This is a genomic window from Gordonia neofelifaecis NRRL B-59395, assembly GCF_000192435.1.
Taxonomy (GTDB): domain Bacteria; phylum Actinomycetota; class Actinomycetes; order Mycobacteriales; family Mycobacteriaceae; genus Gordonia; species Gordonia neofelifaecis.
Genome location: NZ_AEUD01000011.1, coordinates 97,819 through 123,802, shown reverse-complemented (window position 1 = coordinate 123,802; position 25,984 = coordinate 97,819). Strand labels below are relative to the sequence as shown.

Sequence of the window (25,984 nt, the reverse complement as noted above, 5' to 3'; positions counted from 1 at the left end):
AGTAAGCCGAGGAACGAAGTGACGAGGCGCATCGAGACCGCCCGACACCCCGAGTCTCGACACGCTCGCACCCGGGTTCTCGTGAGCTCCGCCGAAGGGTTCACGGGCTACTCGACACCCCTTAGTGGTGACTTGCGCGTCCCCGTGAGGAGTGTTCGCGGACTATATGTCCATCAGACGTGATGGCGGGGACGCGGAGGACGGCGGCGGCCGGCGGCGGCCTCGCTCCGGTCCAGAATCTACTAGGGCAGCGAGTGCCCCGAAGTGGTCGACCTGGGAGGGACTCACTGCCCTCGTGACGGGAGCGGTGACCTGCGGTAATAAGAGACCGCCTTGCAGCGCTCCGTCTACTTCAGGTGCGCGGCCAGCCAGTCGACGGTCTGCATGCCGAAGAGATCGGTTCCCCAGCCGTAGATGTCGGTGATGGCCTCGACCATGCTGCAGTCGGTCGGCTGGTAGTCGACCAGGCCGCCGCGGCTGCGCCAGTCGTGGACGAGCTTCCGCGAGTCGGCCGCGGGCACCAGCGACATCGGCGAATCGTCGGCGGCACACGACGCCACCAGCGTCTGCACGCCCTTCGCGGGGGTGCCGAGACCCATCACGTTGTCGCGATAGGCGCGTTGGAACGACGCGATTCCCGCCGGTGGCTGATCGCCCTTGAACAGCGTCCGCAGCGGCACCAACGGCAGCGTGAAGTACCCGGGGCTCTGGCACTGGGTGCGGTAGTAGTCAGCGACCGCGCGGCCGGCGTCGTTGAGGTGATCGTTCAGACGCATGTCGGGATAGTGCGGCTCGAGACCGAGCAGCGTCGCCATCGCGAATCCGGACCCGACGGATCCGTCGGCGGTCGCGATGAAGTTGCGGTAGTTCGGCACCATGCCTTCGAGCACGGCCGCCTTGATCTGGAGTTCGGGCGCGTAGCGATCCTTCATCTCCAGCGCGTGGCCGGTGCCGACGCCGCCGCCCGCGATGCCGAACAGGCCGATCGGGGCCGTGCGCGAGAGGCCGGCGTCGGTGACCGCGAAGGCCGCCCGGATCGCGTCGAGGCTGGTGCGAGCGTTGTACTTGCCCGCGAAGACGCCGTGTGGATTCGGGTCGCCGTTGTTGCCGACGTCGGACATGACGACCGCGTATCCCTTGCCGAACAGTTGCGCCAGCGGGCCGAGCGCCGACATCGCGGCGCCGTCGAGCGGATCGGCGCCGGTCCACATGGCCGACGGATGGCAGTTGCCGCCGACGCTGTCGTTGGCCATCTGGTAGCTGACGATCGGGCGCTTCGCATCGGACCGCCCGTCGCGCGGGATCATGATGAGCCCGGTGCTGACGTCCGCGGTGCCGTCGAGGGCGGTGGTCACGTACATGATCTTGTAGGCGGTCACGTCACCCGGGCGGAAGCCGGTGTACTGCACGGCGACGGGCTTCGACTTCAGCAGGGTGCCGGGCTTCTCCGTGCCGGACAGCCGCGGCTCGCGATAGAACGGGTCGGTGGCCCGGAGCGGCTCCAGGATCTCGTCGGGACCCGCCATCCGACCGTGCGCGAAGGTGCCGATCACGAAACCGTTGAAGACCTCGCCGAGCGCAGGTGTCCGGGTGCGCGGGCCCGCGTGAGCCGGCGCGGCGAGGATCGACGCGGCGAGGATCGACGCGACGACGGCGACCGCGGCCACCACGGCGGACGCGCGCCTGGCCGCTGTCATCGGACTTCCGCCTTCAGCGTGTCGAGCGCCGACTGCATCATCGGCAGCAGGTTCCAGATCGGTCGATGCTGCTCCATCTGCGCATCCGCGGGGATCACCAGCTCGCGGCGCAGGTCCGACCAGCGGTTCTCCACCTGGTAGCGGTACTTCGGGAGGAGCTGATCGGTGATGTAGTCCCAGCGCTGGTCGAACACGGACCAGTTCCACGACGGCAGCGGCACCGTCACGGTGACCACGCGGCGGTCGGGCGTGGTGCCGGTGAGCTGGAGCGGCTTGTACGACCGCAGCGGCAGCACTCCGGCCACCGACGGCGAGCCGGCGAGGGTGCTGGCGTAGGTCATCGCCTCACCGATGTCGCCGCGGTAGGCGCGGACCGCGTCCCACTGCTTGCTGACGATGTCGCCCTGCTCGCGCTTGAGCAGCCTGGCGTTGCCTGCCGCGATGCCGTCGGGGGTCTTGGTGGCGACCTGCTCCCACGCTCGCATGATGTCGGCGGGGAACAGTCCCGCGTCGTACATCTCGCGGAGTGCTGGGAGCCCGCCAGTCACGTATGCGCGATGCATGGGCATGAGATCGCTGAAGATGTTCTTCTGCATCACCAGGATCGAGCCTTGGACGTACTGGAGGTCCGCGGGCGTGATCGTCGCGCCGACGCGCGCGAGAGCGCGAAGGCCGGTCGGCAGCCGGTCGATGATCGCCGGGCCGAACGCGCGGTTGGTCTCGGTCACGATCGCGTTCGCCACCGGTGCCAGTCGAGTGAACGCGTAGACGTTCGTCGCCAGCTCGAAATCGAGAAGGCCACCGCCGAAGTCCGCGCCGACGAGACCGCCCATGCCCGCCCACTGCAGTTCTCGGTGGTCGAGCTGGAGATTCTTGTAGAACTGGTACGACTTCGCGAGGTTCCCGCGGTTCGCGGTCACACCGGCGCGCGGATTCCACGACTTGAGATCGATCCCGGCCGCGGCCGTCGTGTCGGCGAGCCGGTACTGCAACAGCAAAGCCTGGTACGACGTCGGCGCGACCCCTCGTTCGCGCGCCTCGTCGAGCAGACCCCGCAGCACGGCCGGATCGGTCGGCAGCGCCGGATTGACGCCGCCCGGACCGTGATCGGCATCGCGGTTGACCATCGGCAGATTCAGGTACCGATCGAGCTCCGGCGCGGCCGACGCCCGCGGCGAAGCAAGCGCCGCCCCGCCGACGGCGACCGTCAGCACCAACGCCGAGACGAACACGGCCCGAATACCCGACACACTAATCGACCGCATCGGTCACCTCCTCCGGCCCGCGCACCGCTGTTCTGCGAGCGGCACAGTCTCCATCGGGCCCCGGACAGTGAAACACTCCGATGTCACAATGCAAAATGGCACGATCCGTCTCATCACGCAGGTCACAGCACGATTCTCCGTCGAACGCGCTGGTCCGAACAACGAAGGATGCCGGATATCGCTTCGGCGGCAACCGGATCCGCGCCGCACGAATCGCCCGAACATGGGACGGTGCCGGGTCCCGCCGCGGGCGCCGGGCCGACCTCCGCCGATGCGACACTGATTCGCATGGCACATGTCGAATCCCTGCTCCCGCTCGACGGCGTGACGGTCGTGACTCTCGAGCAGGCGGTCGCCGCTCCCCTCGCCTCGCGGCACCTCGCCGATCTCGGCGCCCGCGTCATCAAGGTGGAGCGGCCGGACGGCGGCGACTTCGCCCGCGCGTACGACGAGGCCGTGCACGGCACGGGCGCCCACTTCGTCTGGTTGAACCGAGGCAAGGAGTCCCTGGCCGTCGACCTCAAGTCGGCCGAAGGTCGCGACATCGTCCAGACGCTGATCGCGAGCGCCGACGTCTTCCTGCAGAACCTGGCGCCCGGTGCCGCCGCGCGCCTCTGCCTCGGGTCCGACGAACTGCGAGCCGCCCATCCCGGACTGGTCACCGTCGACCTGTCGGGCTACGGGACCGGAGGGCCGTTCGAGCAGCGCAAGGCTTACGACATGCTGATCCAGGCCGAGAGCGGTCTCATCTCGATCACCGGCACCCCCGACGACGCGGTCAAGACCGGGATCCCGACCGCCGACATCGCGTCCGGAATGTATTGCGCGCAAGCCGTTCTCGCGGCGCTGCTGCGCCGCTACCGGACCGGCGAGGGTGCCGCGATCGAGGTCTCGATGCTGGAGTCGACCGTCGAATGGATGGGCCACTCGCTCTACACGCAGATGTACACCGGGCAGCAGCCACCGCGGATGGGCGTCAGTCATGTCTCCATCGCGCCGTACGACTCCTACCCCACCCGCGACGGCCAGATCCTGATCGGCGTGCAGAGCGACGGCGGCTGGCGGGCTCTCACCACGGTGCTCGGTGTTCCGGAGCTCACCGACGATCCGCGTTTCGCCACCAACATGAGCCGCGTCGAGAACCGAGCCGCGTGCGACGCCGCGGTCGCCGACCGCACGCGCCTCTGGACCACAGCCGAGCTCGACGCGAAACTGGCGGACGCCGGAATCCCCGCCGCCCAGATCAAGCAACTCGGCGATGTCGCCGACCATCCGCAATTGGCCGCCCGCGACCGCTGGCGTACCGTCGGCACCCCGTTCGCCCAGGTCAAGGCACTCCTTCCCCCGGCGACGTTCGGCGATGTGGAGGCCTCGATGGGCGATGTCCCCGCGCTCGGCGCCCAGACCGCCGCGCTGCTGGCGGAGGCGGGCTACGCCCCGGCGGATGTGGACCGCCTGGCCGACGCCGGCGTGGTTCGCCTGGGCGGGTGATCGGAGCGGGCGGTCGTCGGCGATCCGGCAGTACTCACGCCGATTGTCTGATTCGATCAGGGTTCGGCAAACGACGAACGGGCTCCCGATGCGACGAGAATGGACTCGCGACGACCTCCTCCGTGACATGACCGCCGCGGCGTGGATCAATGACCGCCTCGCGCCGCCCTACGAGGGCACCGTCGCCGAGTTGGTTCCGTCCGGCTATGACCGATATCTCCGGGTGCTTCATCCCGTCGAGCGGACGATCGACGACCAGCCGATCGAGCAGTTCTCATGGTCCGACGTCGCCCGGGTGAACGGGCGGATCGCCCATGCCGAGATGCAATGGACGAACATCTCGACGGGCGGCGCCGACGAGCTCGTCGTGCCCTGCAACAGTGGACCGTCCTACATCGACTTCGCGCCAGGCACGATGATCGATGAGATCGCCCGACTGCTCACCGGCGACCGCACCGACGTCTCGTGCACCTTCGCATTCTGGGAAGGCAACACCGCACACGAGGACATCGCACGCGATTTCCCGAAGGCACGCATCGGGGCCTTCAACTTCTACCTGACGTCCGGACCGTCCAGTCGCGCTGCCGAGAGCCTTCACGGGCTGCGCGCGAACATGTGGTGGCCCGAGGATCGCAGCTGGTACGTGTGCTCACACTTCGATTTCATCTGCACCTACATCGGCGCGAGTTCCGCGGCAGCCGATCGGATCCTGCTCAGCTCGGCTGTCGAGGCCTGGCCCGCCGCACCGAACCACCGGATCACTGCGGACGGGGACAAGCTGAATCCGGCCCGTCCGATTCGAGGGCGGGGCTGACCCACAAACAATCCGTCGCCTCAGCGGCCACCGAGGGCAATCTGCCCTCGGTGGCCCCTTCCAGGGCAGATTCTTGCGATGTCTGATCGCAGCGTCCCCGTAAGGCGCCCTTCTAAGCTGCAATCACCGGCCTTCGACCGCCCCGTGAACGACACTTTCGACACCAGGAGCAAGCACCACATGGAACTGACGACACTGACACAAGAGAACGAGGACGGAATCCTGATCGTCCGCCTCAACCGGCCCGAGAACCTCAACGCGTTCACCGTGAAGATGGGACAGGAACTGGAGGCCACGTTCCGCGCCGTCAACGACGACGACTCGGTCCGCGCGGTGATCGTGACCGGTAACGGTCGTGCGTTCTGTGCGGGAATGGATCTGGCCACCGAGGGCGAGAACGTCTTCGGCCTCGACAACTCCAAGCGGCCCGGGCTCGCCGATCTGGAGGACCTCGACGATCCCGAACTGGCCCGAGTGCGCGACACGGGCGGCCGGGTGACACTCACGATCCACGACTGCCGGAAACCGGTGATCGCCGCGATCAACGGCGCGGCGGTCGGGATCGGCGCCACCATGACCCTGCCGATGGACGCGCGACTGGTGTCGACCAAGGGCCGGATCGGTTTCGTCTTCGGCCGTCTGGGCATCGTCCCCGAGGCGGCCTCGTCGTGGTTCCTGCCGCGGGTCGTCGGCCTGCCGAAGGCGCTGGACCTGGTGTATCGCGCCGACATCCTCGACGCCCAGGCAGCTCTCGACGCCGGTCTGGCCCAGAGCGTCCACGAGCCGGACGATCTACTCGACGCCGCGCGCGAGCTCGCCGACGCCTGGACCAAGGGACGGTCGCCGATGGCCGTCGCCTTCGCCCGCCAGATGCTGTACCGGAACTCCGCGCAGGATCACCCGGTGGAGGCGCATCGCATCGACTCGCTGGCGATGTTCTACACGAGCATCGGCGATGGCGACGACGGCGTGCGCGCGTTCCTCGAGAAGCGCCCGGCCGACTTCCGCTCGAAGGCTTCTCAGATGCCGGAGTTCTACGAGGAGTGGACCGAACGTCGATAGGCAGATGACCGGCGACGATGACGTCGCCGGGCATCAGACCAGCTCAGGCCGGATCGCCGGGCAGACCCGCGTAGTAGACACCGGACGACCAGCCACCGTCGACGGCGATCTCCGCGCCGGTGATGTAGGAGGCCTCATCACTGGCCAGGAAGGCGCTGACCGCAGCGACCTCTTCGGGGCGACCGATCCGCTGGAGCGGAACCGCGCCGTAGTGGGCGTCCAGACTCGCACCCGTCTCACCCATCGGGTTGCCGAGCTCGGTGTTGACGCCGCCCGGGTGCACGGAGTTGACCCGGACCTTGTGCGGCCCCAGCTCCAGCGACTGCGCCTTGGTGACGCCGCGGACGGCCCACTTGGAGGCGACGTACGAGCTCAGCCCATTGACGCCGCGCAGGCCGTCGACCGATGAGATGTTGATGATCGAGCCGCGGCCGGCGGCCGTCATCGCCGGAGCCACCGTCTTCACACCGAGGATCGTGCCGACGAGGTTCACCTGCAGCACCTGATTCAGGCGATCGAGCTCGATGTCGGCGACACCCGCCATGTAGAGGATGCCTGCGTTGTTGACCAGCGCATCGACTCGTCCGTGCTTGGCGACGGCGCCGTTGACGACCGCTTGCCACTCCGACTCATTCGAGACGTCGAGGTGCGCGTACTCGGCGCTGTCGCCGATCTCGGCCGCGAGGGCCTGTCCGCGCGCGTCGTCGACGTCGGCGATGACGACCTTCGCGCCCTCCCTCGCCATCAGCCGGGCCGTCGCCTCGCCCATGCCCTTCGCGCCACCGGTGATGATCGCGACCTTGTCTTCCAACCGGCCCATCTGTGTACTCGCTCTCTGTCCTCGATCGCCGACTGATCGTCGGCGCTGCCGCAGGTCGAAGGGGTTCTCGACGCCGCGTTCGGCACACGCTACGCCGCGATCGACCGACCGGGGAGTCTACGAGCCGAACCTCCCGCTGGGAGGAACCCGGTGTCCGATTCGAACGAGATCCGGGATTCAGCCTCAGTCCGCCGACCGTCGTTCGGCGACGAGCGCAGCGGTGCCCGCGAGAATCCGCTCCACCCCGAAGTCGAGCGCGGCGTCACGGCTCCCCTCACGACCTGCCTCGACGAAAGCGCTCGCCGTTCGCGGGTAACGCTCGCGATGGTGGGCGAAGATCGCGGCGGTACGTCCCGCCAGATCCTCCTCCGGCGTCGCCGATCCGACGCGCTGGCGCACCAGCGACAGCGCGTGGCCCGACAGCAATGCGAGGAGGTCGAGCCGCTCCCCACTCTCGAGCGGAAGCGATGCCGTGGCTTCCAGACCGGTCTCGAACCACGTCATCTCCTCGGGCCCGGGGAGATGCGGTCGCTGCGCGAGTTCGACCGCCCACGGATGCGCGAGCGCGCGCGTGAAGAGGGTTCGGGTCCAGACGGTCAGTCCCTCCGCCCAGTCCCCCGGCTCGACGGCGGGCGACGGCCCGAGCGCGCGGTCGAGCATGACTGCGTCGAGGTCGGATCGGCCCGGCAGATACCGGTACAACGCCATCTTCGTGGTTCCGAGTCGCGCCGCGACCTGCTGCATCGTGACCGCTTCGAGTCCGTCCTCATCCGCGATGGACATGGCCGCCGCGGCGATGCCGTCGAGCGTGTACCGCGGCTTGGGTCCACGCCGCGGCGACGTCGAGGTCCGCCACAGCACGCCGGCGTCGGATCCGTCTGCCTCGTCGTTCACTTCCACAGCACCTCCCGAGAAACTATTGCGTCCAAGATACGCTATTAGTTACTGTGTCCATAGGACGCAATAAGACGAGTGGAACGGAGACGATCGATGAACAGCACCAAGGTCCTCATATCCGGGGCCAGCATCGCCGGGCCGGCCCTGGCCCGTTGGCTCGGGCGCAACCGATTCGACGTCACGGTCGTCGAGAAGGCCGGCGCGGTCCGCCCCGGCGGTCAAGCCGTCGACTTCAAAGGCCCGACTCATCTCGAGCTGCTCGCCCGCACCGGGATCCTCGACGATGTCCGCGCCGCGCAGACCGTCAAGACGGACTGGCGGATGGTCGATGCCGACGACCGCGTCAGAGCCGTCGTCCCGGGCGAGTTCATCGGTGGCGACCTCGAGATCCTCCGGGGCGACCTGGCCCAGATCCTCTACGCGCACAGCAAGGGCGACGCGGACTTCGTGTTCGACGATGAGATCGTCGGCCTCAATGAGACACCGGCGGGCGTCGACGTCGTCTTCGCCCATCGTCGGCCCGAGCGATTCGACATCGTCATCGGCGCCGACGGCGTGCATTCGGCCGTGCGCCGGCTGGCGTTCGGGCCCGAGGGGCGCTTCGTCGAATCGCTCGGCTACCACTACGCGGTGGCGGACTGCTCCGTTCCGCTCGACGGACTGCCGACCGTGCTGCCGAGCGGCCGCGTCGTCGCCTATGGCTTCAACACGCCGGACCGGCTGGTCCTCCTCGGCGGGCAGAAGGCTCCCACCCTGTTCGTCGTGCGCAGCGCGAACGCCGACTACGACCGTCACGACGTCGACTCTCAGCGAGCGTTCCTGGAGTCGGCGTTCGCCGGCAACGGCTGGCGGACCGCCGCGGCGCTCGACGCCGCACGGACCGCACCGGACTTCTATCTCGACGCACTCACCCGCACGACGACCACCTCCTACACGCGCGGTCGCACCGCGCTGGTCGGCGATGCAGGCTACGCGAACACGCTCGGCGGATTCGGCACCGGTCTCGCACTGCTCGGCGCCTACGTCCTCGCCGGTGAACTCGTCGCGGCACGAGGTGATCACACCGAGGCGTTCGCCGCCTACGACCGCCGCATGCAGAAGCCGACGAGGATCGCCCGCAAAGGCAACGCCGGCCCCTTCCTCGCTCCGCCGTCGGCGTTCCGCATCCGGATGCGCGACTGGACGTTCACGAACGGCCTGATGCGCCGATCGATGCTCTGGGTCACGGATGCCTTCGCCACCGACGACAGCATTCCGGAGTACGAGCTGCTCTGAACTGGCACAGCGAGGAGCCCGAACCGGCCGTCGAACGCAAACGAGCCGCAACATCTTTCGATGTCGCGGCTCGTTCTCGCTGTGGGCGAAGGGGGACTTGAACCCCCACGTCCCGAAGGACACTGGCACCTGAAGCCAGCGCGTCTGCCATTCCGCCACTCGCCCGTGGCCGGCCGTTTGCACGACCGTCGTCCGTGTGGACTTGAAAAAGATAGCACGCATGTCGGGGCAAATAAAAAACGATTACACGGGAGGGGCGCTGACCTGCGCAGACGCCGCGCGTACTACCGCCGACCACTGATGTTACTGCTGTGACGAGCGGTACAGGAGTCATTCGGAGATCACCGCGACGGCGGTACGGCCGGTAACATGTTGAGACAAGGTATGCACGCCGACACGCCAACCGACAGAAGGGCACGAGATCCCGTGGGTTTCTTTGACCGGATCGAGCGGAAGCTCGAATCCGCCGTAGACGGCGGTTTCGCCCGTGTCTTCGGCGGCAAGGTCGCACCGCAGGAGATCGAGCACGCTCTGCAGCGGGAGGCCGAGACGTCGGTGGAGGACCTGGGCGACGGCGCAACACTGGTAGCCAACAGCTATGTGTTGACCTTGAGTGCGTCCGATCTCGACGAGGTCTCCACCGAGTACGAACTCAACCGGAAGATCTTCTCCCGCCATTTGGAGGACTTCATCCGGGACAATGGGTGGCAGACTTATGGGTCAGTCGTCGTAGAGTTCGAACCAGCGCCGTCATTGCACACCGGACAGTTCCGCGCTCGTGGCGTCGTCGACCCAGACGTCGCGCCACGGCCCGTGGCACCGCGCCGAGCGCCGGCGGACCAGCAGCAGACCTACAGACCTGACAGTCTCGACCGAGGAGCCCGAGCCATGACCAATCCCCCCGGAAACGATCAGGGCGGCCAGAACTACGGCTACGCCCCGCAGGGTGACCCCAATCACCCGCAGTACGACTACAACCAGCAGGGCGGATACCCGCAGCAGGGACAGGAGCCGCAGGCCTACAGCCAGCAGCCCTACGACCAGCAGCAGCCTCAGTACGACCAGCAGGGCTACGGTCAGCAGCCGCAGTACGGTCAGCCTCCGGCGGACCAGGGCTACGGTCAGCAGCAGTACGACTACAACCAGCAGGGCTATGACCAGCAGGGTTACGGTCAGCAGCCCCAGTACGACCAGGGTCAGCAGGGCTACGCGCAGCCGCAGTACGACCAGGGCGGCTACGACCAGCAGTACGCGCAGCAGCCCCAGTACGACCAGCAGGGCTATGCCCAGCAGCCGTACGACCAGGGCCAGCAGCAGTACGCTCCGCAGGGCTACGACCAGCGGTACGGTCAGCAGCCCCAGTACGACCAGCAGGGCTACGCCGCGCCGGCCTACGGTCAGCCCGCGGGCTACGCGCCGTCGGCCATCACTCTGGTCCTCGAGGACGGCAGCAACCGCACCTTCTCGCTCCGCCAGGGTTCGAACGTGATCGGACGCGGTCAGGACGCACAGTTCCGCCTCCCGGACACCGGCGTCTCGCGTCGCCATGTCGAGATCCGTTGGGACGGCCAGACCGCGATGCTCACCGACCTGAACTCGACCAACGGCACGACCGTCAACGATCTGCAGGTCAGCAGCTGGGAGCTCGCCGACGGCGACCGCATCCGACTCGGCCACTCCGACATCACCGTCCGGTTCCAGTAAACGATTCCGCATAAGATGCTCATCGGGTGACCTCCGGTCACCCGACCGCTGAATGCACTCCGGGGGCACGTCGAACCGGATGCCCGTCTTTGAGGGAGGTGATGGGAGTAGATGCAGGGCATCCTGCTGCAGGTGATCCGATTCGGATTCCTCATCCTGCTCTGGCTTTTCGTGTACGCCATCATCCGTGCGATGCGCTCCGACCTCGCCGCCGCGGGCGGCGGCGCCCGGATGCCGCGCACCTCCGGCCGAGCCGAGCGGAAACAGCGTGCCGCACGATCCCGCGGCACGGCCCGATATCTGGTCGTGACGGCCGGCGCGCTCGCCAACACCCGGATCACGCTCGGCACGCAGCCGGTGCTGATCGGACGGGCTGACGACTCAACCCTCGTCCTCACCGACGACTACGCCTCCGAACGGCACGCGCGCCTCTCGCCCCGGGGCGACGACTGGTACGTCGAAGACCTCGGGTCGACGAACGGGACCTATCTCGACCGTTCCAAGGTGACCACCGCCGTCCGAGCCCCGATCAACACCCCGATCCGGATCGGCAAGACCGTGATTGAGCTACGCCCGTGACCCTTGTGCTGCGCTACATCGCGCGGAGCGACCGCGGACTGGTCCGCTCGAACAACGAAGACTCGGTCTACGCCGGCGCTCGACTGCTGGCGCTGGCCGACGGCATGGGCGGACACGCCGCGGGCGAAGTGGCCAGCCAACTGGTGATCCAGGCGCTGCGTCCCCTCGACAACGACGAGCCCGGCGGCGACCTCCTCGCCGCTCTCGAGCGCGCGACCGCCGACGGCAATCACGCCATCGCCGAGCAGGTAGCCCGACAGCCCGAACTCGACGGGATGGGCACCACCCTGACCGCCATTCTGTTCGCGGGCAGCCGCATCGGCCTGTGCCACGTCGGCGATTCGCGCGGCTATCTGTACCGCGACGGCCGGCTCACTCAGATCACCCGCGACGACACCTTCGTCCAGAGCCTGGTCGACGAGGGCCGCATCACCCCCGAGCAGGCCCACAGCCACCCGCAGCGGTCGCTGATCATGCGTGCGCTCACCGGGCAGGAGGTGGAGCCGACCCTGATCATGCGCGAAGCCCGCGCCGGCGACCGCTACCTGCTCTGCAGCGACGGGTTGTCGGACGTGGTGAGCGAGGAGACGCTCGCCGACACGCTCGGGTCCATCGAGGACCACAAAGCCTGTGCGGACCGCCTGATCGAACTCGCCCTGCGCAGCGGCGGACCCGACAATGTGACGGTCGTGGTGGCCGACGTCGTCGACGACGAGTACGGCGACTCCACGCCCATCGTCGGCGGTGCGGCAGGCGACGACGACGCGGCCGGCTACGTTCCGAATCCGGCGACCGCGGCCGGTCGTGCCGCGGCGCTACGTCCCCCGGCCGCCGCTCCGGCCCGACCCACGATCCATGCGGTCGAGCCCGAACCCGCCAAGAAGTCCAGCTGGCGGTGGCCGGTGCTCATCATCGTGTTGCTGGCGATCATCGGGCTCGCGGTGACCGGTGTCTTCGTCGTGCGGTCGAAGGTCATGGCCAGCACGTTCGTCACGGCCGTCGACGGCAACGTCGAGATCTACTCCGGCAGCCCGGACCCCCTGCTGTTCTTCAACCTGGAGGAGCCGAAGGAGCGGGTCTGCGTCGACGACCTCAGCGTCGACTCCCCGACCGTCAGCTTCCAGGGCGTCGACTCCACCGCGTCGTGCACACCGATGAAGGTCGACGACCTGACCGGCATCGGCCGCAGCGCCGTGACCTCGAACAGCATCAAGAACAATTCGCTCGAGAGCACTCGCGACCGGGTGCGCGGGCTGGAGTTCCTGCCGAAGTGCCCGAAGCCGGAGGCCACCGAACCCACGCCGAAGCCCGGTGAGACCAAGGGCGAGACCGCCCGGCCGGGCGAACCCAGGCCCGAGACGCCCAAGCCCACCGAGGCGCCCCAGCCGGGTACCTCGGCCAAGTCGACCCCGGCTCCGGCTCCGGTCCCGACCGTCGGCGCCGACGGTCATCCCACATGTCGGAGCGACGGATGACGTCGGCCCCTCCCGTTCACGCGCCAGCGGCGCCGGCACCGAAGAGCGCGGGGCGCACCACTGAGCTGTGGCTGCTCTCATTCGCGGTCTTCGTCGTCTTCGCCGCACTGCTCACCGTGCAGGCCGCCCAAGATCAGACGCTCAGCTGGGATCTGGTGAAGTACCTGGCCGCATACGTCGTGCTCTTCGGCGTCGCGCACCTGTCGATCCGCCGGTTCGCCCCGTACGCGGATCCGCTCCTGCTGCCGTGCGTCGCACTGCTGAACGGTCTCGGGCTGGTGATGATCCACCGGCTCGACCTCGGGTCGTCTCGCCACGACGAGGTGGTCAAAGCCGACGAGGTGACGCACAACGCCGATCAACAGCTGCTGTGGCTGGTCCTCGGCATCATCGCGTTCAGTCTGACCCTGATGCTCGTGCGCGACCACCGCACGCTCTCGCGCTACGCGTACACCCTCGGCGTCAGCGGTCTGATCTTCCTGGCGATTCCGGCGATCCTGCCCGCCTCGATGGCCGAGGTCAACGGGTCCCGGAACTGGATCATCCTCCCCGGGTTCAGCATCCAGCCGGGCGAGTTCTCGAAGATCCTCATCATCATCTTCAGCGCGGCCTTCCTGGTGTCGCGGCGAGACCTGTTCACCACGGCGGGCAAGCAGTTCGCCGGAATCGACTTCCCGCGGCTCCGCGATCTCGGTCCACTGCTCGCCGCCTGGCTGATCGCGATCGGTGTCCTGGCGCTGGAGAACGACCTCGGCACCCCCCTGCTGATCTTCGCGACGGTCCTGACGATGCTGTACATCGCGACATCCCGCGTGAGCTGGCTGATGCTCGGCGTCACGCTGTTCGCGCTGGGCGCGACGGTGGCGTACCAACTGTTCGAGCATCTCCGGGTCCGCGTCTCGATCTGGCAGGACCCGTTCGCGCAGTACGACACGTACGGCTACCAGATCGCCCAGAGCCTGTTCGGGTTCGCCACCGGCGGCATGTTCGGCACCGGACTGGGCTCCGGTCGACCGAACATCGTCCCGTTCGCGAACACCGACTTCATCCTGACCTCGTTCGGTGAGGAACTCGGCCTCGCCGGAATCGCCGCGATCCTGATGCTCTATCTGATCGTCACGATCCGCGGACTCCGCGCCGCGATCGCGGTCCGCGACAGCTTCGGCAAGCTCCTGGCCGCCGGCCTCAGCTTCACCATCGTGTTCCAGGTGTTCGTGGTGCTCGGCGGCGTCTCCAAACTGATTCCGCTGACCGGACTGACGACGCCCTTCCTCGCTTACGGCGGCTCGTCGCTGCTGGCGAACTACATCCTGCTCGCACTGCTGATCCGCGTCTCGAACGCCTCGCGCGAGCCGGACGTGCCGAAACCCCGGACGCCCAACTCCGTCGACGCGATGTCCACGCGGGTGGTGCGTAAACAGTGAACCGCCCGATCCAGAAGGTCGCGTTGGCCTGCATCATCATGGTGGTCGCGCTGCTGGCGAACGCCACGTACGTCCAGGTCTTCAAGGCCGACAAGCTCCGCTCCGACACTCGGAACTCGCGTGTCCTCCTCGACGAGTACGCCCGCCAGCGCGGGGTGATCGTCGCCGCGGACGGCACGGTGCTCGCCGAGTCGATCCCGACCGACAACCGGTTCAAGTACCTGCGTCGCTACCCCACCGACCCCAAGGCGTTCTCGCCGGTCACCGGGTATTTCTCGTTCGTCTACCGCGCCGACCGCGGGATCGAGTACGCGGAGGACTCGATCCTGAACGGCAACGACGACCGCCTGTTCACGCAGCGTTTCATGGACATGTTCTCCGGTCGCGACCCGCGCGGCGGCAACGTCGTGACGACGATCGACCCGAATCTGCAGCGCGTGGCCTACCGCGAGCTGACCAACGCGGGCTGCGACGGCCCGTGCCGCGGCGCGGTCGTCGCACTGGAGCCGAGCACGGGCAAGATCCTGGCCATGGCGTCGACGCCGAGCTACGACCCCAACGCGCTCGCCACCCAGGACTTCGGTCAGGCGGAGAAGGCCTGGGAGAAGTACAACGCCGAGGACAATGGGGACCCGATGACCAACCGTGCCATCGACGCCCTGTATCCGCCCGGGTCGACGTTCAAGGTGGTCACCACCGCGACGGCCCTGAAAGCCGGCCTCACGCCCGACGTGCGCCTCACCGCGGCGTCCCAGATCCAGCTGCCCGACAGCACCGCGACGCTCTCCAACGACAGCGGCAGCACCTGCCCGGGCTCGACGAACGGCACGGTGAGCCTGACACAGGCATTCGAGTACTCGTGCAACACCGCGTTCGCGCAGCTGATGACCGAGAAGGTCCCCGGCAACGCATCGGAGGAGTTCACCTCGACGGCCAAGCAGTTCGGCGTCGGCGAGGACCCTCCGGGCATCCCGATGGACGTCGCGAAGTCGACCGTCGGGGACATCGGCAACGACAAGGCCGCCCTCGCTCAGTCGGCCATCGGCCAGCGCGACGTGCGGCTGACCGTGCTCGAGAACGCGGAGATCGCCGCGACCGTCGCCAACGGCGGCGTGCGCATGCGCCCGTACGTGGTCGACAAGCTGCAGACCGCCGACCTGCGCACCATCTCGACCACCGCACCCTCGGCGTTCAACCGTCCGCTGACCGCGGACCAGGCCGACCAGATCACGGACATGATGGTGAAGTCGGAGCAGAACACCGCGAACGCCCAGGCAGGCATCGCATCCAAGACCGGAACCGCCGAACATTCGGACACTTCGGAGGGCGGCGAGACGCCGTACGCGTGGTACATCGCGTTCTCGCCGAGTTCGAACGCGCGAATCGCGGTCGCGGTCATCATTGAAAACGGCAATAGGGGACAGAATTCGTACGGCGGCCTCGCAGCGGCCCCGATCGGACGCGCTGTCATGAACGCTTACGCGGGAGGTGCTCGATGAGCCTGCAGAACGGCACCATCATCGCCGACCGGTACCGACTGGTCCGGTTGATCGCCACGGGTGGCATGGGCCAGGTCTGGGAAGCGCTGGACACGCGCCTCGGCCGCCGGGTGGCGGTCAAGGTGCTCAAGGCCGAGTACTCTAACGACTCCGAGTTCTTGGGCCGATTCCGCACCGAGGCCCAGACGACGGCTCGACTGAACGATCCCGGCATCGCGAACGTCTTCGACTACGGCGAGACGCCGGACCGCAACGGCGGTGACCCGCTGGCCTACCTGGTGATGGAACTGGTCGACGGGGAGCCGCTCAACTCGGTGATCTCCCGGATGGGACAGCTGTCGCTGCCGCACACCCTGGACATGCTCGAGCAGACCGGGCGGGCGCTGCAGGCCGCGCACACCGCGGGCCTCGTGCACCGGGACGTCAAACCCGGCAACATCCTGATCACCCCGACGGGGCAGGTCAAGATCACCGACTTCGGCATCGCGAAGGCGACCGACGCCGCGCCCGTGACCCAGACCGGCATGGTCATGGGCACCGCGCAGTACATCTCGCCCGAGCAGGCGACGGGCGGCGAGGCCACCGCGGCCTCGGACGTGTACTCGCTGGGCGTCGTCGGCTACGAGGCGTTGACCGGGCGGCGGCCGTTCCTCGGCGACGGCGCGATCACGGTCGCGATGAAGCACATCCAGGAACCGCCGCCGGCGCTTCCGCAGTCCATTCCGGCACCGGTGCGCGAGCTGATCGAGATCACCCTCTCGAAGGATCCGGCGCAGCGCTACGCGACGGGCGGCGAGTTCGCCGACGCCGTCGCCGCGGTGCGCGCGGGCAACCGGCCCCCCGTCCCGCGAACCGCTCTCGGTGCCGCGGGCGTCGCCGCGGCTGCCGCGGCCGCCCCGTACTCCTCGACCCGGGCGATGACATCCGCCCAAACGCAGTCTCAGCCGCCCCGCACCGCACCGTCGACCGCCGCCACACCGGTCGACGACGGCGGTTGGAGCACGACGCACAAGGTCCTGACGGCCGTCGCCGCACTGCTGCTGTTGGCCGCGATCGCACTCGTCGCCTACTGGCTCACGTCCAGTCCCCGCACGCCGGTCGCGCCGACGCCGACGCACACCACCACGACGACGGTCGAGGAACCGACCACCACCTACGAGCAGCCGACCCGCACTCGTGAGACGACGACCGAGTCGCCGACGACGACCACCGAGGAGCCCACGACCTCGGAGGAGACCACCACATCGATCGAGGAGACGCCGAGCGAGACCACGCGTCCGCCGCTGTTCCCGCCGATCACGATTCCGGGCCTGCCCGGCGGCGGGGGGTGATCGACGGTGATGGATCCGCATTACCTGTCCGAACGGTACGAGCTCGGCGAGACGCTCGGATTCGGCGGCATGTCGGAGGTCCAGTTCGCCCGCGACCTGTTGCTGCACCGCGACGTCGCCATCAAGGTGCTGCGCGCCGACCTGGCTCGTGATCCCACGTTCTACCTGCGGTTCCGCCGCGAGGCGCAGAACGCGGCGAAGCTCAACCACCCGAGCATCGTGCAGGTCTTCGACACCGGCGAGGCGGACACCGACGAGGGTCCGCTGCCGTTCATCGTCATGGAGTACGTCGAGGGCGAGACCCTGCGCGACGTGCTCCGCTCATCCGGACACATCGCGCAGAAGCAGGCGATGACCTGGATGGCCGACGTCGCGGCCGCCATGGACTTCTCGCACCGCAACAACATCGTGCACCGCGACATGAAGCCGGCGAACGTGATGATCGACCGCACCGGCGCGGTGAAGGTGATGGACTTCGGCATCGCCCGGGCGATGGACGACACGTCGGCGACCATGACGCAGACATCGGCGGTGATGGGCACCGCCCAGTACCTCTCGCCCGAGCAGGCTCGCGGCATCAAGGTCGATCCCCGCAGCGACATCTACTCGATGGGCTGCGTCCTGTTCGAACTCGTCACCGGCGAACCGCCGTTCACCGGCGACTCGCCCATCGCCGTCGCGCATCAGCACGTCCACGAGGACCCGCGGCGCCCGTCGTCGATCCGTCCGGAGATCACACCCGAGCTCGACTCGGTGATCATGAAGGCGATGAGCAAGAACCCGGCCAACCGGTACCAGACCGCGGCCGAGTTCCGAGCCGACCTCATCAAGGTGCTCGCAGGCGGCAAGCCGTCGGCGCCGATGCTGTTGACTGACGAGGAGCAGACCGCCCTCATCGATTCACCGCGTCTGGCCGTCCGCAACGAGTCGTTGCCGAGCCGGGGCGACGGCGGCGACGAAGAGGAACCGCCGAGCGACGGAAATGGCTTCCTGCGTCGACGCCGCGTTCAGGTGACCATCGCGATCGCGGCCGTCATCGTGCTGTTGATCGGCCTGTTCGCGTGGTCGCCGTGGAAGACCACCGCTCCGCTGATCGCCGTACCGAAGGTCGCCGGGCTCGCCGCCGACGCCGCGCAGGCCAATCTCGAACAGGCGGGCTTCACGGTGAAGCAGAGCCAGGAGGCCAGCGCCGACATCGCCAGGGGGCTCGCGACCCGCACCGCACCGGGCGACGATGTGCCGACCCCCAAGGGCTCCGAGGTGACCCTGTACATCTCGTCGGGCCCGCAGCGCCAGCAGATCCCCGACCTGCGCGGCCGGACCGCCGACGAGGCCACGAAGGCCCTCAACGTGCTCGGCTTCAACGATGTGAAGACGCAGGAGGCCGAGTCCACGGTCGCGCTCAAGGACAAGGTGGTCCGCACCAACCCGCGCACCGGGATCCCGGCGGCGGTGAACGCCGCGGTGATCCTGTACATCGGCACCGGACCGAAGGAGGTCACCCTTCCCGACCTGCGCGGACAGACCAGCGATCAGGCTCGCAAGACGCTCGATCAGCTGCAGCTGGAGATGACGACCGTCCAGGTCGACTCCGAACTGCCCGCAGGCCAGGTGGTGAGCACGTCGCCGAATCCCGGAGCCACGGTCGAAGTCGGCAGCACCATTCAGGTGCAGATCTCGCGCGGCAACATGTTCATCGTGCCCGATCTGCGCGGTAAGAGCCTCGAAGACGCGCAGAAGGCCCTCGAGGACGCCGGTTGGCAGCCCAACACCCTCAGCTCGAGTGAGCGCGGTGTGGGGCTGGCGAGCAAGGACGACGGCAAGGTGATCGCCCAGTCGCCGCCCGCCGGCAGCAAGCTGCGCAAGGACGCGACGGTGTCCGTGGTGGTCGGGCGGGCCAGCCTCATTCCGGGCTGAGCTCGCCGCGGGGATGCGGCGCAGTCACCTTCTCCTACACCATGAACCGAATGGGCGGAGGCTTCCTCGGCACCGACCGCACCCTCGCGTACACCGGCGCGGTCTACGACGCGCTCTGCCCCCCGGAGAGTGCCTTCGCCATCTGCGATTCGAGTTCCGCGACCGTGGACTCGGGCACTTCGAGACCGCACACCCGGAGCCAGTTGGCCAGCATGCGGTGACCGCCCTCGGTGAGGACGCTCTCCGGATGGAACTGCACACCGTGGATCGGCAGCTCGCGATGGCGCATCGCCATCACGATGCCCGTGTCGGTGCGACCGATCACCTCGATCTCATCGGGGACGGTCTCCGGCGCGACGGTCAGCGAGTGGTATCGGGTCGCGACGAACGGTTGCGGCAGACCTGCCAGCACGCCGGTTCCGTCGTGGCTGACGAGTGAGGTCTTCCCGTGGAGCAGTTCCGGCGCACGTGTGACCGTCGCTCCGAACGCCTCACCGATGGCCTGGTGCCCGAGGCAGACGCCGAGAATCGGCGTCCCCGCGGCCGCGGCGATCGGGATGATCGGCTCGGTGGCGCCGGCACGATCGGGCGTCCCCGGTCCCGGACTCAGGAGGATTCCGTCGAAATCTGTGACGACCTTCTCCAGGTCTGCAAGCTGCTCATCGTCGTTGCGCCAGACCACGGCTTCCACTCCGAGCTGGCCCAAGTACTGGACCAGGTTGTAGACGAAGCTGTCGTAGTTGTCGATGACGAGGATGCGCACGTCGTCCAGGTTAACGGGTTCCCCACCTGGGCTTCGACTCAGTTACCGTAGACATATGCCTAAGTCAAAAGTCCGGAAGAAGACCGACTACACCATCAATACCGCGAGCCGCACTCCGGTGAAGGTGAAGGCGGGTCCGTCCGGCCTCTGGTACCAGATCGTCATGTTCGGCCTGATGCTGATCGGCCTCGTGTGGCTGATGGTCTACTACCTCGGTGCGTCGACCGCGAAGTACTCCGCACTGGACTGGATGACGAGCCTCGGTCCGTGGAACATGTTGATCGGTTTCGGCTTCATGGTGGTCGGCCTGTTGATGACCATGGGATGGCGCTGACATCCGTTCCGCGACGAAAGACCAGGTCACTGTCCCCTTTGCGGTAATGACATGTGTGTTATTCATCCCCACTGTGGATAATTCCTGTGGATAAGCCCGACTTGGCTGTGCATGAACAATGGGCGACGCCGCTGCCCGCCGCGCTCGCGTTGATCGGAGGCGGGGTTGCCCTCTGCGCCGCGGCAGCAGCGTCGTACACGGAACCGGCCGCGATGGTCTTCATCGGAATCGCCGCCGCCGCGCTGATCGTCTCGGGGGTCGTCTCACTCCTGCGACGACCCCGCCTCGTACTCCTCGACGGCCCGACCCTGCGCGTGAAGACCGTCCGTGGCCTCGTCGACCTCGGCGTCGACGACTTGGAGCGGGTGTCGGTGCTCACGAGTCGGCGGCTCGTCGGACGCAGTCGTCAACTGGTGATCGACCTGCCCGACGACCGCCTGCTGGTATTCGGCCGCTGGGACCTCGGCGAGGAGCCGACGGCGGTCGCCGAGAGACTCCGCGCCGCAGGCCTGCCGGCGTCGGTGGACTGACCGGCCGGGTTCCGCGCGTCAGCCGAGGGCCGACGCGAAACCGATCCCGATCGCGAGGGCGATCACGAACAAGGCGCCGAGGCCGTACCAGCCGACCTTCGTCACTCGGCCGTACGTGCGCTTCTCCGGTGCCAGCACCTTCTCCGGCAGCCAGATGATCGCGGCGGCGCTCGCGGCGCCGAAGACGAACCCGCCGAAGTGGGCCCAGATGGAGATGCCCGGGATGCTGAGCGACAGCACAACGTTCAGCACGATGACCGTGATGAGCGTCGTCGCGGGCAGTTTGAGTCGGATCACCACGATCAGCAGCGCGCCGAGCAGGCCGTAGACGGCGCCCGAGGCGCCCGCGGTCGCGACGTTCTCCGAGCCCAGCGCCATCACGGCGGCGCTGCCGCCGAGCAGCCCGATCAGGTAGACGGCGAGGTAGCGGACCGGACCGAGGACTCGCTCCAGATCGGCACCGATCAGGTACAGCGAGATCATGTTCATCGCGATGTGCACCACCGACCAGTGCAGGAATCCCGACGTCAGGAGTCGCCAGTACTCGTCCTGGAATCCCAGGCCGGTGATCAGCGTGCCCTGCTGCATGATCGTGGAGCGTTGCAGCAGGCTCGCGACGCCGCCCGCCTGCAGCACCACCGCGACGAACGCGAGCAGGTTGATCCCGATCAGCGCGTACGTCACCACCGGCTGACGTCGCGCGGCAGCGGCGTCGACCACCGGCGCGGTCGTCTGGACGCGGGCGGAGGACGTCGCGTCGTTCACGCAGTCGACGCAGTGCTGGCCGACCGACGCGGGGCGTAAGCAGTCCGGACAAGCCGACCGCCCGCAGCGTGTGCAGGACAGCGCTGTCGGGCGGTCGGGATGCCGGTAACAGGTCTGGGTCAAGATCAGCTGAGCTCGACGCTCTCGATCACGACGGCGTCGACCGGACGATCCATGCGGTCGGTCGCGGTGGTGGCGATCGCGTCGACGACCGCCTGCGACGCCGAATCCTTGACCTCACCGAAGATGGTGTGGCGACGGTTCAGGTGCGGGGTCGCGCCGACGGTGATGAAGAACTGCGAGCCGTTGGTGCCCGGGCCGGCGTTCGCCATGGCCAGCAGGTACGGGCGGTCGAACTGGAGCTCCGGGTGGAACTCGTCCTTGAACTGGTAGCCGGGGCCGCCGCGACCGGTGCCGGTCGGGTCGCCGCCCTGGATCATGAAGCCGTTGATGACGCGGTGGAAGACGGCGCCGTCGTAGAACGGACCGCTGGCCTCGCCCTTGGCGTTGGTGGTGGAGTACTCCTTGGAACCGTCTGCCAGGCCGACGAAGTTCTCGACGGTGACCGGCGCGTGGTTCGGGAAGAGTTCGATGACGATGTCGCCGCGATTGGTGTGCAGGGTCGCGGTCTTGTTCTGCTCACTCACAACCTCCATGAAACCACGTCACTCCGACCGACGACCGCCAGTGGCGTGCACCGGGTGCAACCTGGCACGCTGGTGGAATGCCGAACAAACTCCTGGTCGCCGTCGCGTCCACGCTCGTCCTGGTGCTGACCGCCGTCGTGGTGGTCCTCCGCCGGGCGCGAACCGAGCATCCTCCGGTCTCGCCGACCGTCCCCCGCATAGAGGACGTGCGCGGCAGCAGCGCCGACTGACGTCCGACAGGTATTTTGTAGATCGTGACTTCCGACGATTCGCGCGAGCAGAATCCGCAACCCGCTCCCGGGCAGGGTTCGGCGCACCCGTCCCCGCAGGCGGGTCGTCAGCCCGCGCCGTGGGAGAAGGCGCCCTCCGCGCCCAGCACAGCGCCGCCGCCGCGCCCAGCACCGCCGGGACCGCCGCCGCCCATGCCCCCTCGACCGAATCCCGGAACACCCGCCGCCGGCGCCCCGACCAGGCCCGGCACCGCACCGGCACCCGGATCCGTCGCACCGAAGCAGCAACGCGCGCCCGCCGGACCGCCGCCGCCGAGTCGGCCGGGGCCGGCCCAGCCGGGCAAGCCGAACGCCGCGGCGCCGACCTTCCCCGTCCAGCCTCCGACCGGCAAACCGGGTCCGCCGCCACCCGCTGCACCGGTGTCCGGAACGCCGACCGACGGCGCGCGGGGCGAGCCGTCGCTCGCCTACTCGGCCGTCCCCGACCAGGCCGCGAATCGTCCCGCGTCCGGCGGACCGGCTCCCACCGGCCGACCACCGGCGAGCACCCAGCCCTCCTCGAAGAAGGACTCCCAGCCCGTGACTACTGCCTCGGCCTCGCGCGCAACCGCCGGCGGAACCGCTGACGAGATGAACTGGAACGCCGTCATCGCGTTCGTGCTCTCTGCGATCGGCCTGTTGTCACCGGTCGGCATCTGGCTGGGTTACAAGACCCGCCGCACCATCGACAAGACGCATCAGATGGGGCGCGAGTTCGCCACCGGGGCGATCATCATCGGTTGGCTGTGGGTCGCGTTCCTGGTCCTCGGCATCCTGGCTTACCTCTGGATCCTGATCTGACGACCGGCGCGTCTCTGTGGACCTGGCGTCGCCTCACTTGAGGTGCGCGGCGAAGAACTGATCGAACGCAGCCCACTGTGCGGCATCCATGTCGGTGTGTGAGCCGTTGCCGATCACCATCCGGTAGTCCACGCCGTTGAGCGCGAAATCTGCGGCCAGCTTCGCGTGCAGCGGCGACGGGACGGTTGTGTCCAGGGTGTTCAGCAGGAGCAGGATCGGTGCGTCGTATCCGGACACCGGCACCGCCATGTACCGCATGAGCGCAGACGACATCGGCTGCGTGCCGAGCGGCCGCGACAGCAGCGAGCCGAACGCCAGGTTCGGGTCCACCTTCGGTCCGCCGCAGGTCTGGCCCACCTGATCGACCAGCGACTTGCCGAGCGGCGTCAGGTAGGAGTTCACGTTCACCGCCGGATCCGCCTGGCGCAGTCCCGCCAGGATCGCGAGCAGGAAGTTGTAGGTGCCGTTCAGCGGGGCGGGCAACGACGGAATGTACGGTCCCAGAAACGGCATGATCTTCTCGACGTCCGACTCCGGGTCGAGCGACACCGTGCCCCGGAAATCAGTCCGCGGACCGTAGCTCCGTTGCAGATGAGCGGTCGCGAGAGCGGCCTGTCCGCCCTGCGAGTCGCCGGTCACGGCCCATCGATTCGACAGTGACGGCTCCACGCTGCGCGCGGCGCGCAGCATGTCGATGGTGGCGGTCGCTTCGCTGCGGATGTTCAGGTACGGGTGCACGCCGGTGTCGAATCGGCCGAGACCGACGTAGTCGGTCGCGACAACCGCATAACCCGAGTCCACCAGTCGGGTGATGTACCGGTTCGCCTTGGCGTCCGCGCCGCTCTGACCGCCGCATCCCGGACCGTAACCCGAGGTGCCGTGGGTGTAGGCGACCACCGGCCACCCGCCCTTCGGCGCGGTGCCTGCAGGCACGAACAGCGCACCGCTAGTCGGCACCGGCTTCCCCTCCGGATCCTGCGTCCAATAGTCGAGCGCGCGGCCGTTCTCCAGGCCGCGCCATCCGGCGGGACGAGCGACGACGTCGATGACCGATCCGGCCGGAGCCGCCGTCGCGGTGGCCGGTATCAGGGCGAGCCCGGCGAGGAGTACAAGGAACGCGGCCGCGGCCGCCCCGATCCGGGATACCGTCCACCGCGTCGAAGTCATCGTCAACCATCCGTTCCCACAGTCGATCTGCCGATCAAACTCTAGCCGTCGGACGTTCGGCCGATATCCGATTCGGGTCAGTGGCCGGAAGCCGAGCTACGGGCGATCTCGACCCAGCGCGAGAGATCGGCGTCGGCGGCGACCGCCTTCGCGCTGACGGCGACCCAGTTCCGGCCCATCACCCGGTCTCGCCCCATCACGGCCTCGGACACTCCCGGCAGCGACGTCAGCTCGTCGAATCGCTCCTTCGGAATCCGTACCAGCAGATCCCCGGCCCTCCGTGCGCTCACCACGAGCTTCTGGTCGACCATGAACGCCAACCCGCCGAACATCGAGACCTCACGGGTGAAAGCCGCGTCGAAGAGCGCACGCAGTCGATCGACGAGCTCTGCTTGCATCGAGGACGCCATGACCCGCTCCTATCCGGAAGTGCTGCCCGACGCGTTCGCATCCGCGAGCGCTTGCGGCGCACCTCGCATCATCCGCCACGTGTCCTCGCCCGTCCATCAGTCCACGAGGGATCGGAACGTGCAGGCACACTCCTGGGACGGCGTCGTTGCGGCGTGTTCCCCGCGGTGGAATACTTAGCTCTATGGCTAAGTATTCGGAGGAGCTCGACGAGGTGCTCGTCGCACTCGCCGACCCCACCCGTCGCCAAGTGGTCGTCCGACTCGGACGGGGACCCGCCGGCGTCAGTGAATTGGCAGGCACCTTTCCGATGACGATGCCGTCGTTCATGAAGCACGTGCGCACGCTCGAGTCGAGCGGCCTGATTCGCACGGCGAAGACCGGCCGGGTCCGGACCTGCACGCTGAATCGCGAACGCCTGGCGCTGCTCGACGACTGGCTCGCCGAACAGCGCGACATCTGGGAGAACCGCACCGACCGCCTCGAGCGGATCGTCGCCACGACCAAGGAGCAGTCATGACCGCTTTCGACCCCGATCTCGACCTGACCGTGGAGCGCGTCATCCGCGCACCCCGCGACGCCGTCTGGCGCGCATGGACCGATCCCGACCTCCTGGAACAGTGGTGGACCCCGGCACCGACCCGGACCCGCGTCGACCTGCTGGACGTACGCCCCGGCGGCGGCTTCGTCACGCGGATGAGCGACGACGGCGACGTCTACGTGCCGCACAACGACGCGGTGTTCCTCGTCGTCGAGCCGGGCGAACGTCTGGTTTTCAGCAACGCGATCACCAGTCAGTGGCGGCCCGCATCGCCGGCGCCGGTCGCGATGGCCGCCGAGATCTCCTTCGGCGAGCATCCCGACGGCACCGCGTACCGGGCCGTCGTCCGTCACGCGAACCCGGCCGAGCGTGAACGGCACGAGGAACTCGGGTTCTTCGACGGCTGGGGCGCGGTGACTGCGGCGCTCGCGGACCTGGCCGAGCGCACCGCGTCGGGCGTATGACCCAGGCGTCCCCGTGAGGCGAGCTCGTGGACCATGTGTCCACGA

At 68.0% G+C, this 25,984-nt stretch carries 27 protein-coding genes and 1 tRNA gene; 17 read left to right on the top strand and 11 right to left on the bottom strand.

From position 1 onward, the window contains the following. Nucleotides 1–347: 347 nt before the first annotated feature. Together SCNU_RS13295 and SCNU_RS13290 are read right to left on the bottom strand one after the other, a co-directional pair. On the bottom strand, nt 348–1,697 hold the full coding sequence (locus SCNU_RS13295) for a lipase family protein (RefSeq protein ID WP_009679897.1): 1,350 nt from the start codon (nt 1,695–1,697) through the stop codon (nt 348–350). Continuing rightward, entirely contained in the window at nt 1,694–2,962 is a 1,269-nt protein-coding gene (locus SCNU_RS13290) for a hypothetical protein (RefSeq protein WP_040518427.1), read from the bottom strand. The genes SCNU_RS13295 and SCNU_RS13290 overlap by 4 nt, the downstream gene beginning before the upstream one ends. Before the next feature lie 288 nt (nt 2,963–3,250). On the opposite strand from SCNU_RS13290, the gene SCNU_RS13285 reads away from it, so the two are divergent. The 3 genes from SCNU_RS13285 (at nt 3,251) to SCNU_RS13275 (ending at nt 6,329) form a co-directional block, all read left to right on the top strand. After that, a complete protein-coding gene (locus tag SCNU_RS13285; RefSeq protein ID WP_040518444.1) occupies nt 3,251–4,453 on the top strand; it encodes a CaiB/BaiF CoA transferase family protein in 1,203 nt (400 codons plus the stop codon). An 88-nt stretch (nt 4,454–4,541) separates the two neighbouring features. Then, nucleotides 4,542–5,267 carry a hypothetical protein gene (locus tag SCNU_RS13280; protein WP_009679894.1) on the top strand — a complete coding sequence of 242 codons (726 nt, stop codon included), beginning with the start codon at nt 4,542–4,544 and terminating at the stop codon, nt 5,265–5,267. A 180-nt stretch (nt 5,268–5,447) separates the two neighbouring features. After that, nucleotides 5,448–6,329: a crotonase/enoyl-CoA hydratase family protein gene (locus SCNU_RS13275; protein WP_009679893.1), complete on the top strand. Its 882-nt coding sequence runs from the start codon at nt 5,448–5,450 to the stop codon at nt 6,327–6,329. Nucleotides 6,330–6,372: 43 nt separating this feature from the next. On the opposite strand, the gene SCNU_RS13270 is transcribed toward SCNU_RS13275, so the two are convergent. Both SCNU_RS13270 and SCNU_RS13265 read right to left on the bottom strand, forming a co-directional pair. Next, on the bottom strand, nt 6,373–7,149 hold the full coding sequence (locus tag SCNU_RS13270) for an SDR family NAD(P)-dependent oxidoreductase (protein WP_009679892.1): 777 nt from the start codon (nt 7,147–7,149) through the stop codon (nt 6,373–6,375). Between the two features lie 183 nt (nt 7,150–7,332). Continuing rightward, nucleotides 7,333–8,043, bottom strand: coding sequence for a TetR/AcrR family transcriptional regulator (locus SCNU_RS13265; RefSeq protein ID WP_009679891.1), 711 nt, complete (start codon nt 8,041–8,043; stop codon nt 7,333–7,335). Between the two features lie 96 nt (nt 8,044–8,139). On the opposite strand from SCNU_RS13265, the gene SCNU_RS13260 reads away from it, so the two are divergent. Next, nucleotides 8,140–9,321 carry an FAD-dependent monooxygenase gene (locus SCNU_RS13260; RefSeq protein WP_009679890.1) on the top strand — a complete coding sequence of 394 codons (1,182 nt, stop codon included), beginning with the start codon at nt 8,140–8,142 and terminating at the stop codon, nt 9,319–9,321. 82 nt (nt 9,322–9,403) lie between these two features. Here the strand turns inward: SCNU_RS13260 and SCNU_RS13255 are convergent. Further along, nucleotides 9,404–9,486: transfer RNA gene (locus SCNU_RS13255), tRNA-Leu, on the bottom strand. A gap of 261 nt (nt 9,487–9,747) precedes the next feature. Between SCNU_RS13255 and SCNU_RS13250 the strand changes: the two genes are divergently transcribed. The 7 genes from SCNU_RS13250 to pknB all read left to right on the top strand — a co-directional run bounded on the left by SCNU_RS13250 (nt 9,748) and on the right by pknB (nt 19,250). Next, the gene (locus SCNU_RS13250; protein ID WP_009679889.1) at nt 9,748–11,025 is read left to right on the top strand and encodes a DUF3662 and FHA domain-containing protein; all 1,278 of its coding nucleotides are present in this window, start codon (nt 9,748–9,750) and stop codon (nt 11,023–11,025) included. A gap of 111 nt (nt 11,026–11,136) precedes the next feature. Then, nucleotides 11,137–11,604 (top strand): FHA domain-containing protein FhaB/FipA, encoded by a 468-nt coding sequence (locus tag SCNU_RS13245; RefSeq protein ID WP_009679888.1) that lies wholly within the window; start codon nt 11,137–11,139, stop codon nt 11,602–11,604. Then, nucleotides 11,601–13,079 (top strand): PP2C family protein-serine/threonine phosphatase, encoded by a 1,479-nt coding sequence (locus tag SCNU_RS13240; RefSeq protein ID WP_040518426.1) that lies wholly within the window; start codon nt 11,601–11,603, stop codon nt 13,077–13,079. Before SCNU_RS13245 ends, SCNU_RS13240 begins: the two co-directional genes overlap by 4 nt. After that, nucleotides 13,076–14,503, top strand: coding sequence for an FtsW/RodA/SpoVE family cell cycle protein (locus tag SCNU_RS13235; protein WP_085948507.1), 1,428 nt, complete (start codon nt 13,076–13,078; stop codon nt 14,501–14,503). Before SCNU_RS13240 ends, SCNU_RS13235 begins: the two co-directional genes overlap by 4 nt. Continuing rightward, nucleotides 14,500–16,002, top strand: coding sequence for a peptidoglycan D,D-transpeptidase FtsI family protein (locus SCNU_RS13230; RefSeq protein WP_009679885.1), 1,503 nt, complete (start codon nt 14,500–14,502; stop codon nt 16,000–16,002). Before SCNU_RS13235 ends, SCNU_RS13230 begins: the two co-directional genes overlap by 4 nt. After that, entirely contained in the window at nt 15,999–17,333 is a 1,335-nt protein-coding gene (locus SCNU_RS13225; RefSeq protein WP_009679884.1) for a serine/threonine-protein kinase, read from the top strand. The genes SCNU_RS13230 and SCNU_RS13225 overlap by 4 nt, the downstream gene beginning before the upstream one ends. A gap of 9 nt (nt 17,334–17,342) precedes the next feature. After that, the gene (pknB, locus tag SCNU_RS13220) at nt 17,343–19,250 is read left to right on the top strand and encodes a Stk1 family PASTA domain-containing Ser/Thr kinase (protein WP_009679883.1); all 1,908 of its coding nucleotides are present in this window, start codon (nt 17,343–17,345) and stop codon (nt 19,248–19,250) included. 103 nt (nt 19,251–19,353) lie between these two features. On the opposite strand, the gene SCNU_RS13215 is transcribed toward pknB, so the two are convergent. Then, on the bottom strand, nt 19,354–20,013 hold the full coding sequence (locus tag SCNU_RS13215) for an aminodeoxychorismate/anthranilate synthase component II (RefSeq protein ID WP_009679881.1): 660 nt from the start codon (nt 20,011–20,013) through the stop codon (nt 19,354–19,356). 55 nt (nt 20,014–20,068) lie between these two features. On the opposite strand from SCNU_RS13215, the gene crgA reads away from it, so the two are divergent. Next, nucleotides 20,069–20,347 (top strand): cell division protein CrgA, encoded by a 279-nt coding sequence (crgA, locus tag SCNU_RS13210; RefSeq protein ID WP_006896808.1) that lies wholly within the window; start codon nt 20,069–20,071, stop codon nt 20,345–20,347. A 107-nt stretch (nt 20,348–20,454) separates the two neighbouring features. Further along, complete coding sequence (locus SCNU_RS13205; protein ID WP_009679880.1) at nt 20,455–20,877, top strand: PH domain-containing protein; 423 nt, start codon at nt 20,455–20,457, stop codon at nt 20,875–20,877. Nucleotides 20,878–20,895: 18 nt separating this feature from the next. Here the strand turns inward: SCNU_RS13205 and SCNU_RS13200 are convergent, their stop codons facing one another. Then, nucleotides 20,896–21,642 (bottom strand): rhomboid family intramembrane serine protease, encoded by a 747-nt coding sequence (locus tag SCNU_RS13200; RefSeq protein WP_009679879.1) that lies wholly within the window; start codon nt 21,640–21,642, stop codon nt 20,896–20,898. Between the two features lie 125 nt (nt 21,643–21,767). Then, the gene (locus SCNU_RS13195) at nt 21,768–22,298 is read right to left on the bottom strand and encodes a peptidylprolyl isomerase (protein ID WP_085948502.1); all 531 of its coding nucleotides are present in this window, start codon (nt 22,296–22,298) and stop codon (nt 21,768–21,770) included. Nucleotides 22,299–22,366: 68 nt separating this feature from the next. Between SCNU_RS13195 and SCNU_RS20640 the strand changes: the two genes are divergently transcribed. Continuing rightward, on the top strand, nt 22,367–22,519 hold the full coding sequence (locus tag SCNU_RS20640; RefSeq protein ID WP_009679877.1) for a hypothetical protein: 153 nt from the start codon (nt 22,367–22,369) through the stop codon (nt 22,517–22,519). A 107-nt stretch (nt 22,520–22,626) separates the two neighbouring features. Here the strand turns inward: SCNU_RS20640 and SCNU_RS13190 are convergent, their stop codons facing one another. After that, entirely contained in the window at nt 22,627–22,911 is a 285-nt protein-coding gene (locus SCNU_RS13190; protein ID WP_009679876.1) for a hypothetical protein, read from the bottom strand. A 28-nt stretch (nt 22,912–22,939) separates the two neighbouring features. Between SCNU_RS13190 and SCNU_RS20875 the strand changes: the two genes are divergently transcribed. Further along, the gene (locus SCNU_RS20875) at nt 22,940–23,359 is read left to right on the top strand and encodes a DUF4190 domain-containing protein (protein ID WP_009679875.1); all 420 of its coding nucleotides are present in this window, start codon (nt 22,940–22,942) and stop codon (nt 23,357–23,359) included. Between the two features lie 33 nt (nt 23,360–23,392). Here the strand turns inward: SCNU_RS20875 and SCNU_RS13180 are convergent, their stop codons facing one another. Beyond that, nucleotides 23,393–24,526, bottom strand: coding sequence for an alpha/beta hydrolase family protein (locus tag SCNU_RS13180; RefSeq protein ID WP_009679874.1), 1,134 nt, complete (start codon nt 24,524–24,526; stop codon nt 23,393–23,395). Nucleotides 24,527–24,603: 77 nt separating this feature from the next. Beyond that, nucleotides 24,604–24,936: a TfoX/Sxy family protein gene (locus SCNU_RS13175; protein WP_009679873.1), complete on the bottom strand. Its 333-nt coding sequence runs from the start codon at nt 24,934–24,936 to the stop codon at nt 24,604–24,606. Between the two features lie 182 nt (nt 24,937–25,118). On the opposite strand from SCNU_RS13175, the gene SCNU_RS13170 reads away from it, so the two are divergent. Both SCNU_RS13170 and SCNU_RS13165 read left to right on the top strand, forming a co-directional pair. Next, nucleotides 25,119–25,454 (top strand): ArsR/SmtB family transcription factor, encoded by a 336-nt coding sequence (locus tag SCNU_RS13170; RefSeq protein WP_009679872.1) that lies wholly within the window; start codon nt 25,119–25,121, stop codon nt 25,452–25,454. Beyond that, on the top strand, nt 25,451–25,939 hold the full coding sequence (locus SCNU_RS13165; protein ID WP_009679871.1) for an SRPBCC domain-containing protein: 489 nt from the start codon (nt 25,451–25,453) through the stop codon (nt 25,937–25,939). Before SCNU_RS13170 ends, SCNU_RS13165 begins: the two co-directional genes overlap by 4 nt. Nucleotides 25,940–25,984: the final 45 nt, after the last annotated feature.

What these genes read in the sequence shown, in the direction of transcription:
- SCNU_RS13175 (WP_009679873.1), bottom strand. Translation starts at nt 24,936, where the DNA reads ATGGCGTCCTCGATGCAAGCAGAGCTCGTCGATCGACTGCGTGCGCTC.
- SCNU_RS13180 (WP_009679874.1), bottom strand. Translation starts at nt 24,526, where the DNA reads ATGACTTCGACGCGGTGGACGGTATCCCGGATCGGGGCGGCCGCGGCC.
- SCNU_RS13285 (WP_040518444.1), top strand. Translation starts at nt 3,251, where the DNA reads ATGGCACATGTCGAATCCCTGCTCCCGCTCGACGGCGTGACGGTCGTG.
- crgA (WP_006896808.1), top strand. Translation starts at nt 20,069, where the DNA reads ATGCCTAAGTCAAAAGTCCGGAAGAAGACCGACTACACCATCAATACC.
- SCNU_RS13165 (WP_009679871.1), top strand. Translation starts at nt 25,451, where the DNA reads ATGACCGCTTTCGACCCCGATCTCGACCTGACCGTGGAGCGCGTCATC.
- pknB (WP_009679883.1), top strand. Translation starts at nt 17,343, where the DNA reads ATGGATCCGCATTACCTGTCCGAACGGTACGAGCTCGGCGAGACGCTC.
- SCNU_RS13295 (WP_009679897.1), bottom strand. Translation starts at nt 1,697, where the DNA reads ATGACAGCGGCCAGGCGCGCGTCCGCCGTGGTGGCCGCGGTCGCCGTC.
- SCNU_RS13270 (WP_009679892.1), bottom strand. Translation starts at nt 7,149, where the DNA reads ATGGGCCGGTTGGAAGACAAGGTCGCGATCATCACCGGTGGCGCGAAG.
- SCNU_RS13170 (WP_009679872.1), top strand. Translation starts at nt 25,119, where the DNA reads ATGGCTAAGTATTCGGAGGAGCTCGACGAGGTGCTCGTCGCACTCGCC.
- SCNU_RS13225 (WP_009679884.1), top strand. Translation starts at nt 15,999, where the DNA reads ATGAGCCTGCAGAACGGCACCATCATCGCCGACCGGTACCGACTGGTC.
- SCNU_RS13195 (WP_085948502.1), bottom strand. Translation starts at nt 22,298, where the DNA reads ATGGAGGTTGTGAGTGAGCAGAACAAGACCGCGACCCTGCACACCAAT.
- SCNU_RS13290 (WP_040518427.1), bottom strand. Translation starts at nt 2,962, where the DNA reads ATGCGGTCGATTAGTGTGTCGGGTATTCGGGCCGTGTTCGTCTCGGCG.
- SCNU_RS13235 (WP_085948507.1), top strand. Translation starts at nt 13,076, where the DNA reads ATGACGTCGGCCCCTCCCGTTCACGCGCCAGCGGCGCCGGCACCGAAG.
- SCNU_RS13280 (WP_009679894.1), top strand. Translation starts at nt 4,542, where the DNA reads ATGCGACGAGAATGGACTCGCGACGACCTCCTCCGTGACATGACCGCC.
- SCNU_RS13275 (WP_009679893.1), top strand. Translation starts at nt 5,448, where the DNA reads ATGGAACTGACGACACTGACACAAGAGAACGAGGACGGAATCCTGATC.
- SCNU_RS20640 (WP_009679877.1), top strand. Translation starts at nt 22,367, where the DNA reads ATGCCGAACAAACTCCTGGTCGCCGTCGCGTCCACGCTCGTCCTGGTG.
- SCNU_RS13260 (WP_009679890.1), top strand. Translation starts at nt 8,140, where the DNA reads ATGAACAGCACCAAGGTCCTCATATCCGGGGCCAGCATCGCCGGGCCG.
- SCNU_RS13245 (WP_009679888.1), top strand. Translation starts at nt 11,137, where the DNA reads ATGCAGGGCATCCTGCTGCAGGTGATCCGATTCGGATTCCTCATCCTG.